The sequence below is a fragment of the Dermacoccus sp. UBA1591 genome, from assembly GCF_002322065.1.
Taxonomy (GTDB): domain Bacteria; phylum Actinomycetota; class Actinomycetes; order Actinomycetales; family Dermatophilaceae; genus Dermacoccus; species Dermacoccus nishinomiyaensis.
This window is the reverse complement of record NZ_DCNR01000104.1, coordinates 43,363-52,819: the sequence shown is the minus strand read 5'-3', so window position 1 is coordinate 52,819 and position 9,457 is coordinate 43,363. Positions and strand designations below refer to the sequence as shown.

General features: G+C 66.9%; 8 protein-coding genes. 3 read left to right on the top strand and 5 right to left on the bottom strand.

Annotated features, from left to right (window positions below):
* The first annotated feature begins 367 nt into the window (after window positions 1-367).
* Both B2284_RS11625 and B2284_RS11620 read left to right on the top strand, forming a co-directional pair.
* On the top strand, window positions 368-991 hold the full coding sequence (locus B2284_RS11625; RefSeq protein WP_038567538.1) for an ATP-dependent Clp protease proteolytic subunit: 624 nt from the start codon (window positions 368-370) through the stop codon (window positions 989-991).
* 23 nt (window positions 992-1,014) lie between these two features.
* Window positions 1,015-1,680 (top strand): ATP-dependent Clp protease proteolytic subunit, encoded by a 666-nt coding sequence (locus B2284_RS11620; RefSeq protein ID WP_074046199.1) that lies wholly within the window; start codon window positions 1,015-1,017, stop codon window positions 1,678-1,680.
* Window positions 1,681-1,798: 118 nt separating this feature from the next.
* Here the strand turns inward: B2284_RS11620 and B2284_RS11615 are convergent, their stop codons facing one another.
* Genes B2284_RS11615 through B2284_RS11600 form a run of 4 tightly spaced genes read right to left on the bottom strand, consistent with a single transcriptional unit; the run spans window position 1,799 to window position 6,121 of the window.
* A complete protein-coding gene (locus B2284_RS11615) occupies window positions 1,799-2,875 on the bottom strand; it encodes an ABC transporter ATP-binding protein (RefSeq protein WP_074046200.1) in 1,077 nt (358 codons plus the stop codon).
* Between the two features lie 3 nt (window positions 2,876-2,878).
* A complete protein-coding gene (locus B2284_RS11610) occupies window positions 2,879-4,195 on the bottom strand; it encodes an ABC transporter substrate-binding protein (RefSeq protein ID WP_074041100.1) in 1,317 nt (438 codons plus the stop codon).
* A gap of 40 nt (window positions 4,196-4,235) precedes the next feature.
* Window positions 4,236-5,174, bottom strand: coding sequence for a carbohydrate ABC transporter permease (locus B2284_RS11605; RefSeq protein WP_006944415.1), 939 nt, complete (start codon window positions 5,172-5,174; stop codon window positions 4,236-4,238).
* Window positions 5,171-6,121, bottom strand: coding sequence for a carbohydrate ABC transporter permease (locus B2284_RS11600; protein WP_170957207.1), 951 nt, complete (start codon window positions 6,119-6,121; stop codon window positions 5,171-5,173). The genes B2284_RS11605 and B2284_RS11600 overlap by 4 nt, the downstream gene beginning before the upstream one ends.
* A gap of 243 nt (window positions 6,122-6,364) precedes the next feature.
* Between B2284_RS11600 and clpX the strand changes: the two genes are divergently transcribed.
* A complete protein-coding gene (gene clpX / locus B2284_RS11595; protein WP_006944413.1) occupies window positions 6,365-7,606 on the top strand; it encodes an ATP-dependent Clp protease ATP-binding subunit ClpX in 1,242 nt (413 codons plus the stop codon).
* Window positions 7,607-7,672: 66 nt separating this feature from the next.
* Here the strand turns inward: clpX and B2284_RS11590 are convergent.
* Window positions 7,673-9,457, bottom strand: a 1,785-nt coding sequence (locus tag B2284_RS11590) for a class I tRNA ligase family protein (protein WP_286697549.1), incomplete at its 5' end; no start/stop codon positions are given.

Here is a 9,457-nt window from a genome sequence, read left to right as displayed (position 1 = left end):
GAGGCCGCGGAGAAGCCGGCCAAGAAGGCAGCCGCCAAGAAGACGGCTGCGAAGAAGACGGCGACGAAGACCGCCGCCAAGAAGACCGCTGCGAAGAAGACGGCCAAGAAGGCTGTCGACGGCGAGTGAGTCGTCACTGACGTCTGAGACGAGGGCCGCGCGAGCAATCGGGCGGCCCTTCGTCGCGTCCGGGCCCAGGCGAACGTCGAGCCTTGCGCTGACGGCGAACAAGCCCCGAGACGGGGACGAAACGCCCGGGCCCGCGCGTTAGGGTCAGTGAAGAGTTCAAGCGTGATGTCACCCGCTCGGGGTGGCAGATTCGGAACGGAGTGATCCCTTGACGAATGCCCAGTCCTCGGACGTGGTCATGGCAGGCCCGCAGATGGCCGCCGGCCTCGACGACCAGATCTACAACCGGCTCCTCAAGGAGCGCATCATCTTCCTCGGTTCGGATGTTCGCGACGACAATGCGAACGCCATCTGCGCGCAGCTGCTGCTGCTCGCCGCAGAGGACCCGGAGAAGGACATCTGGCTCTACATCAACTCGCCCGGTGGTTCGGTGACGGCCGGCATGGCCATCTTCGACACGATGCAGTGGGTGCCGAACGACGTGTGCACCGTCGCGATGGGTCTGGCCGCGTCGATGGGTCAGTTCCTGCTGTCCGCCGGTGCCAAGGGCAAGCGCTACGCGACGCCGCACGCGCGCATCATGATGCACCAGCCGCTCGGCGGCATCCAGGGCACGGCCTCCGACGTGAAGACGCAGGCCGAGCAGCTGCTGCACATCAAGAAGCAGATGGCCGAGCTCATCGCCGAGCACACGGGCCAGCCGGTCGAGAAGATCTCGGCCGACTCCGACCGCGACCGCTGGTTCACCGCGGCCGAGGCCAAGGAGTACGGCTTCGTCGACCACGTCTTCGAGCGTTCGCAGGACGCCACCAAGGACGCGACCGGGGACGCTGCGGCATTCTCCGAGTCGTCCGACCACTGATCTCGCCCACGAAGGAGACCTTCATGAACACCCACAGCTCCATGGGCCACCCGATGGGCGGCGTCACCGCGCCGATGCCGACGAGCCGCTACATCCTGCCCCAGTTCGAAGAGCGCACCTCGTACGGCACGAAGCGCCTCGACCCGTACACGAAGCTGTTCGAGGATCGCATCATCTTCCTCGGCGTCCAGGTCGACGACGCGTCTGCCGACGACATCATCGCGCAGCTCATCGTGCTCGAGTCGCAGGATCCGGACCGCGACATCGTCATGTACATCAACAGCCCCGGTGGTTCGTTCACCGCGCTGACGGCGATCTACGACACGATGCAGTACATCCGCCCGGACGTGCACACGTTCGTCCTGGGACAGGCCGCCTCGGCCGCCGCCGTCCTGCTCGGCGCCGGCGCGCCCGGCAAGCGGTACGCGCTGCCGAACGCGCGCGTGCTCATCCACCAGCCGGCGATGGAGGGCTCGGGCGGCCAGGCCTCCGACGTCGAGATCCAGGCCAACGAGATCATGCGCATGCGTGAGTGGCTCGAGGAGACGCTCGCGAAGCACTCCGGCCGCTCGATCGAGCAGGTGCGTGCCGACATCGACCGCGACAAGATCCTCACCGCCGAGATGGCCAGGGAGTACGGCCTCATCGACGAGGTGCTGACGAGCCGCAAGGCGTCACTGGAGAGCTGATGGCTCCGGGCCCACCGGGCCTGACCCGCCACGACGAACGTGCCCGCTCCTTCCGTGTGGAAGGGGCGGGCACATTCGTCATGTCGGCATCACCCGCGGCGGGGGAGCGGCCCGGGTGTCACAGCCGCTCGCCGGTCTCAGTGTCGAAGACGTGGACGTGGTCGGCCAAAGGCTTCACCGCGAACCGGTCACCCTGCGTCGGGCGCACGCGCTTGTCGACGCGCGTGCCGATGCGGGGGCCGTCAGGCTCGCCCGCGGGGCGACCGTAGACGAACGCCTCCGAGCCGAGCGTCTCGACGAGTTCGACCTCGAGCTCGAGCGCACCCGCCTCACCGGGCTGCGCGACGACGAACGCCTCGGGGCGCACCCCGATCGTCACGCGATCCGACGTCGCCTTGATGTCGCGCGACAACGACACCCGCATGCCGTGGAACGTCGCGTCACCGCCGGTGAGCGCGGCGTCCATGAGGCTGATCGACGGCGAACCGATGAAGCCTGCGACGAACGTGTTGCGCGGCCGTTCGTACAGCTCCTCCGGGGTGTCGCACTGCTGCAAGATGCCGTCCTTGAGCACCGCGACACGGTGACCCATCGTCATCGCCTCGACCTGGTCGTGCGTGACGTAGACGGTCGTGACGCCGAGGCGTCGCTGCAGCGCCGCGATCTGCGCACGCGTCGAGACGCGCAGCTTGGCGTCGAGGTTCGACAGCGGCTCGTCCATGCAGAACACCTTGGGCTGGCGCACGATCGCGCGACCCATGGCGACACGCTGACGCTGGCCACCCGACATCGCGCCCGGCTTGCGGTCGAGGAGGGGCTCGAGCTCGAGGATCTTCGCCGCCTCCTCGACGCGGGCGTTGATGTCCGCCTTCGAGGTGCCTGCGTTCTCGAGCGCGAACGCCATGTTCTGACGTGCCGTCATGGTCGGGTAGAGCGCGTAGCTTTGAAAGACCATCGCGACGTCGCGATCACGGGGACGCACGCCGGCCTGGTCGTGGCCGTCGATGAGGATGCGGCCCTCGTCGACCGGTTCGAGGCCGGCGAGCATGCGGAGCGTCGTCGACTTGCCGCAGCCCGACGGGCCGACGAGGACGAGGAACTCCCCGTCGGCGATGTCGAGCGTGACCTTGTTGACGGAGGGACGGGGCGCACCCTTGTGCAGGCGGGTGGCCTCGTCGAAGGTGACGGATGCCATGAATTACTTCTTCAGCTTGGGCTTGATCTGGGAGTCGTACTTCGCCTGCAGCGCCTTGTCGAGCGCCTCGAGCGTCGACTTGACGTCCGAGCCGGCGATGATCTTGTCGAGCGAGGTACCGATGTCGATGCCACCGCCGGGCAGGAACACGCGGACGTTGTCCTGGGGGCGGGCCTTCGGCAGCTGCTTGACGGCGACGGCGTATTCGGGGTTCTTCTCGAGGTACGCCTTCTCCTTCGCGTCGTCCATGGCGGAGGTGCGCACCGGCAGGTACCCGGTCGCCTGGGAGAAGGTGATCGTGTTGTCCTTGTTCGTCATGAACTCGATGAACTTCACGGCGTTCTTCTGACGCTCGGCGGAGATGCCCTTCGGCACCGCGAGGCCGGCGCCACCCGTCGGCACGGTCTTGATGCCGCCCGGCGCGGGCAGGAAGCCGATGCCGACCTTGAAGCTTGCGTCCTTGATGACGCCGGCGAGGCCACCGGTCGACTCGATGGCGCAGGCGCCGATGCCCGAGGCGAAGTCGGCCTGGCTGTCCTTCGACGTCTGCATCCAGCCCTTCTTGGCCCACCCCTGGATCTTCGTGGCGGCCTTGACGGTGCCCTCGGACGCCATGGTGGGCGTCCAGTCCTTCGAGTAGCCGCCGCCGTAGCTCCACGCGATGGACTGGAACGTCCAGTCGAGGTAGTCGGAGCCGTCGTCCAGGACGATGGCCTTCTTGCCCGAGCCCATGGCCGACTGCAGCTTGGGCGCCCACTGCTCGAACTCGTCCCACGAGGTCGGCGCACGGTCCGGCAGACCGGCCTTCTTCCAGGCGTCCTTGTTGTAGTAGAAGATGACCGTCGAGCGCGAGTACGGCAGGGCGTAGTGCTTGTCCTCGTACTTGTAGTCGTCGTACAGGCCCTTGACGTAGTCGTCCGTCGAGAGCTTGTTCTCGGACGTCAGGGCCGACATGTCGGCCAGACGGTCGTTGAGGGCGAAGTTGAACCACGTCGTGTCGGAGACGATGACGACGTCGGGCAGGCTGCCGCCGGACAGGGCCGCGTTGAACTTCTGCGCGACGTCGGGGTAGCTCTTGCCGGCGTCGACGAGCTTGACCTTGAGGTTCGGGTTGGCCTTCTCGAACTCGGCGATGAGCTTCTGCTCGGTCGCCTTCGACTTGCCGGGGTGGTTGCTCCAGAACTCGATCGTGTTCGAGTCGCCGCCACCGTTGTTACCACCGCTGGAGGAGCCGCCGGAGCCGGCGCAGGCGCTGAGGCCTGCGGTGACGACGGCACCAGCCGTCAGGCCGAAGAGGTTGCGGCGCGAGAGTGTGGACATGAGTTTCTTCCTTCGTCTGGGTGAAGCGTGGGGGAGAGGGTCAGCCCTTGACGGCGCCGGCCGTGAGGCCCTTGATCATGTGGCGTTGCAGGACGAGGAACAGGGCGAGAACGGGGAGCATGGCGAGCATCGTGGCGGCCATGACAGGGCCCCAGTCCGTGATGCCCTCGTTGTTCTGCAACTGGGTGAGGCCGACCGGCAGGGTGCCGGTGCGCTGGTCGTCGGACATGAGGAACGGCCACAGGTACTCGTTCCACTCGTTGACGACGGTGATGATGGAGAACGCGATGAGGGTCGGCCACGACATCGGCATGACGACCTTGCGCAGCAGCTTCATCGGCCCGGCCCCGTCCATGCGCGCGGCCTCGATGATCTCGCTGGGGATCGACAGGAATTGGTTGCGCATGAGGAACGTGCCGAACGCGACGCCCGCCAGCGGCAGGATGATGCCCTGGTAGGTGTTGCGCCAGCCGAGCTGGCTGACGAGGGCGTAGTTCGAGATCACGGTGATCTGGTTCGGCACCATGAGCGCCGCGATGACGACGATGAACACGAGGTTGCGCCCGGGGAAGCGGATGAGGCTCAGGGCGTAGGCGCTCATGACACCGAGGACGATCTTGGCGAGCGACAGGATGACGGTGACGATGACCGAGTTGCGGAAGAAGTCCCAGAAGGGGATCGACTGCGTCGCGGTCTTGTAACCCTCACCCGTGACCGAGTGCGGGAACCAGACGGCGGGCGTCGTGTAGATGTCGCTGCGGTGCTTGATCGACGTCATGAAGATCCAGTACAGCGGGATCGCGACGATCGCGAACGCGATCATCATCGCGGCGTAACCGGCGATCGTCATCGGCAACCCGCCGTGGTCGAGGACCTCGTTGCTGTGCGCCTCCTCGCGGGGGCGTCGTCGGAACGGGGAGGAACCCGACCGCTTCGGCGTGGCCGCAGCGGCGTTCTCCTGCGGGGCTGCGGTGCTCATGCCTTCTGCTCCTTGTCCATGACCCGCACCTGCACGACCGTCACGACGAGCAGGATGAGGAACATGATGGTCGCGATCGTGGCGCCGTAGCCGGCGCGCTGGTTGACGAACGTCTCCTGGTACACCTGGTAGACGAGCGTCGACGTGCCGTAGCCCTGGGGGCCACCGCGCGTCATGATCTGGATGATGTCGAAGACCTGGACCGAGTTGAGCAGCACCGTGATCGACAGGAAGAACGTCGTCGGGCGCAGCTGCGGTAGCAGCACCTTGGTGAAGCGACGCCATGACGACGCGCCGTCGATCTCCGCGGCCTCGTCGAGGTCGGTGCGGCGACCCTGCAGCGCGGCGAGGTAGATGACGAACGTGTAGCCGATGTTCTTCCACACATACGTGAGCGTCACCATGACGAGGGCCCAGTTCGGATCCTGGTAGAAGTCCGGGACGCTGAGGCCGACGCGGTGCGCGAGGTCGGAGAGCAGACCGAAGTGCGGGTCGAAGACGAACTGGAACGCGAGGCCGACAGCGGTGCCGGACAGGACGAACGGCGCGAAGATCGCCGAGCGCACGAGGTTGCGACCGCGCAGCTGACGATCGAGCAGCAGCGCGAGCCCGAGACCGATCATCATCGACAACCCGACCGTCGCGACGGTGAAGATGGCGGTGTTGCGCAGCACCTGGTGCGCGTTGGCGTCGTGCAGCCACGTCGAGTAGTTCTGCAGACCGATGTAGTTGAGCGTCGGCGCCGACAGCGTCCAGTCGGTGAACGACAACCGGATGTTGTCGATCAGTGGTCGGTAGGTGAACACGGCCAACAGCGCGAGGTTGGGCAGCAGCAGCGCTGCCGCCGTCAACCATTCACCGACGGGCCGGCCGCGGCGTGGCGGCGGGGGGCCGAGGGGCGCGGGCGGGTGCGCCTGCGGCGAGAGCGTGGGGGGGTCTTCGAGCACGCGCAAAGGTTGTCCTGGCAAGGTGTCCTGGAAATGAACAACAGGTGTTGGTCGTGTGTCCATTTGAGAGTGATTCGCGACGCGAGGCGTGCGGGGACTCCGCGTCCGTTGCGCCCAGCGCGAACAGCCTTGGCCGGCGCCCGCCACGCGGGATTCAATGAGGGGCAGCGAGGGCCCCGTCGACTACCGTCGTCGGGTACGCACACCCGTCTCGCGGCGGGTCGCTCGACGAAGGGATGACGGATGGCACGCGTGGGAGAGAGCGGCGACCTGCTCAAGTGCTCGTTCTGTGGCAAGAGCCAGAAGTCGGTCAAGAAGCTCATCGCCGGCCCGGGCGTCTACATCTGCGACGAGTGCATCGACCTGTGCAACGAAATCATCGAGGAAGAGCTGACCGACTCGGTCGACATCGGCCTCGAGAAGCTGCCGAAGCCGCGCGAGATCTTCGACTTCCTGCGTGAGTACGTCATCGGACAGGACGCGGCGAAGCGCTCGCTCGCCGTCGCCGTCTACAACCACTACAAGCGCGTCCAGGCCGCCGAGGCGTCGGGGTCGAAGGATCCGGTCGAGATCGCGAAGTCGAACATCCTGCTCATCGGCCCCACGGGCTGCGGCAAGACCTACCTCGCGCAGACGATGGCGCGCATGCTCAACGTCCCGTTCGCCATCGCCGACGCGACGGCGCTGACGGAGGCCGGCTACGTCGGTGAGGACGTCGAGAACATCCTGCTCAAGCTGCTCCAGGCGAGTGATTTCGACATCAAGCGCGCCGAGACCGGCATCATCTACATCGACGAGATCGACAAGGTGGCGCGCAAGAGCGAGAACCCGTCGATCACGCGTGACGTCTCCGGTGAGGGCGTGCAGCAGGCGCTGCTCAAGATCCTCGAGGGGACGGCCGCGTCGGTGCCGCCGCAGGGCGGGCGCAAGCACCCGCATCAGGAGTTCATCCAGATCGACACGACGAACGTGCTGTTCATCGTCGGTGGCGCGTTCGCGGGCCTGGAGAAGATCATCGAGGACCGCAAGGGCAAGAAGGGGCTCGGCTTCGGCTCGCAGCTGCACCTGCCCGCCGGTGGGGATGCGTCGATGACCGACGTGCAGCCCGAGGACCTCATGAAGTTCGGTCTCATCCCCGAGTTCATCGGCCGCCTGCCCGTCATCACGACCGTCGAGCCGCTCGATCGCGAGGGCATGGTGAGCATCCTCACCGAGCCGAAGAACGCACTCGTCAAGCAGTACAAGCGCATGTTCGAGATCGACGGTGTGCAGCTCGAGTTCACACCAGACGCCCTCGACGCCGTCGCCGAGCAGGCGATGAGTCGCGGCACCGGCGCGCGCGGGTTGCGCGCCATCCTCGAAGAGGTCCTGCTGCCCGTCATGTTCGACGTGCCGAGCGAGGACGACATCGACAAGGTCGTCATCACGCGCGAGGTCGTGCTCGACCGCATCACCCCGACGATCGTGCGACGTCGCGCTGCCTGACGCGCGCGTCCTGACGTACTGAGAGCCGCGATCCTGCCTGGCAGGGTCGCGGCTCTCAGTCGTTCGTCAGTTCTTGACCTTCGGCGGGGGAGCGAGCAGCTCGGTGTCGCGCACGAGCAGGACGCCGTTCTCCGTCTCCTCCTCGACGCTCGTCATGGCGCTGATGCGACCGGCTGCGCGCAGGTCGGCTTCACCCTTGGTTGCGGCGGCGAGGGCCGCCGCCGGGCCGGCGAGCGTCATCGCCGTCACCTCGGCGCGCATGCCGAGCTTGGCCTCTGACTTCGCGCGGCGCACACCGGCGAGAGCCTGAGACACGGCGGTGAGGACGAGCGGGTCACCGTCGGGCAGGGACGCGAGCTCGTCGCGCGTCGGCCAGGTGGCGCGGTGCACCGACTCGGCGTGCTGCCACGACCACACCTCTTCGGTGGCGTACGGCAGGAACGGCGCGAACAGGCGCAGCAGGACGTCGAGCGCGATGCGGACGGCGGCACGCGCCGACGCCGACTCGGCCTCGTCGAACGCACCGTCACGGTTGTTGGCGCGCTCCTTGACGAGCTCGATGTAGTCGTCGCAGAACGCCCAGAAGAACGTCTCCGTCAACTCGAGCGAACGCGTGTAGTCCCACGTCTCGAAGCTCTTCGTCGCGTTCTCGACGACGTCGCGCAGGGCCGTCAGCAGCGAGACGTCGAGAGGCTGCGTGACGTGCGGCAGCAGCGCCTCGATCGTCGGTGCGGCGTCGGCATCGGGCGTCACCGGAGGCGTGATGAGCGCGAACTTGGAGGCGTTGAGCACCTTCATCGCGAGGCGACGGCCGACCTTCATCTGGCCCGTGTCGTAGGCGGCATCCGTCCCGAGGCGGCCCGAGGCGGCCCAGTAGCGCACGGCATCGGCGCCGAACTCCCTGACGACGTCCTCCGGTGTCTGCGCATTGCCCTTCGACTTCGACATCTTCTTGCGGTCGGGGTCGAGGATCCAGCCGGAGATGGCGGTGTTCTTCCACGGCACGGTGTCGTTCTCGTGATGCGCGCGCACGACCGTCGCGAACAGCCAGGTGCGGATGATGTCGTGGCCCTGGGGGCGCATGTCCATCGGGAAGATCTTGTCGAACAGCTCCGGGTCGCTCTTGTGCGCGGTGCCGTCGGCGATCGGCCAGCCCGTCGCGATCTGCGGGGAGAGCGACGACGTCGCCCACGTGTCCATGACGTCGGGGTCGGCGATGAACCCGCCGGCCCGGCCGCGCTGGCTCTCGTCGTAGCCCTTCGGCGCCTGGCCCTGCGGGTCGATCGGCAGCTCGGACTCGTCGGGCACGATCGGGTTGTCGTAGTCGGCCTCGCCGTTCGCGTCCAGCGGGTACCAGATCGGGAACGGGACGCCGAAGAAACGCTGACGGCTGATGAGCCAGTCGCCGTTGAGGCCCTCGATCCAGTTCGTGTAGCGGCTCTGCATGAACGCGGGGTGCCAGTCGATCTCGTTGCCGCGTGCGACGAGCGCCGACTGCAGATCCTTGTCACGGCCACCGTTGCGGATGTACCACTGGCGGCTCGTCACGATCTCGAGGGGCTTGTCGCCCTTCTCGAAGAAGTTGGCCTTGCGCTGCGTCTTCTTCGGCTCACCGTCGAGGTCACCGGAGGCGATGAGCGCCTTGACGACGTTCTCGCGTGCGGTGAACGTCGTCTTCGTCGCGAGCTCGTCGGCGAACAGCTGCTCGCCCGGGCCGCCCGCGATCCACTCGGGCACCTCGCCCGTGATGCGGCCGTTGCGCGTGATGATCGAGCGCGTCGGCAGCTGCAGCTCGCGCCACCACTGGACGTCGGTGAGGTCACCGAAGGTGCAGCACATGGCGATGCCGGC

Excerpts from the sequence above, each read along its gene's own strand:
- clpX (WP_006944413.1), top strand. The coding sequence starts at position 6,365 with ATGGCACGCGTGGGAGAGAGCGGCGACCTGCTCAAGTGCTCGTTCTGT.
- B2284_RS11620 (WP_074046199.1), top strand. The coding sequence starts at position 1,015 with ATGAACACCCACAGCTCCATGGGCCACCCGATGGGCGGCGTCACCGCG.
- B2284_RS11625 (WP_038567538.1), top strand. The coding sequence starts at position 368 with ATGGCAGGCCCGCAGATGGCCGCCGGCCTCGACGACCAGATCTACAAC.
- B2284_RS11605 (WP_006944415.1), bottom strand. The coding sequence starts at position 5,174 with ATGAGCACCGCAGCCCCGCAGGAGAACGCCGCTGCGGCCACGCCGAAG.
- B2284_RS11610 (WP_074041100.1), bottom strand. The coding sequence starts at position 4,195 with ATGTCCACACTCTCGCGCCGCAACCTCTTCGGCCTGACGGCTGGTGCC.
- B2284_RS11615 (WP_074046200.1), bottom strand. The coding sequence starts at position 2,875 with ATGGCATCCGTCACCTTCGACGAGGCCACCCGCCTGCACAAGGGTGCG.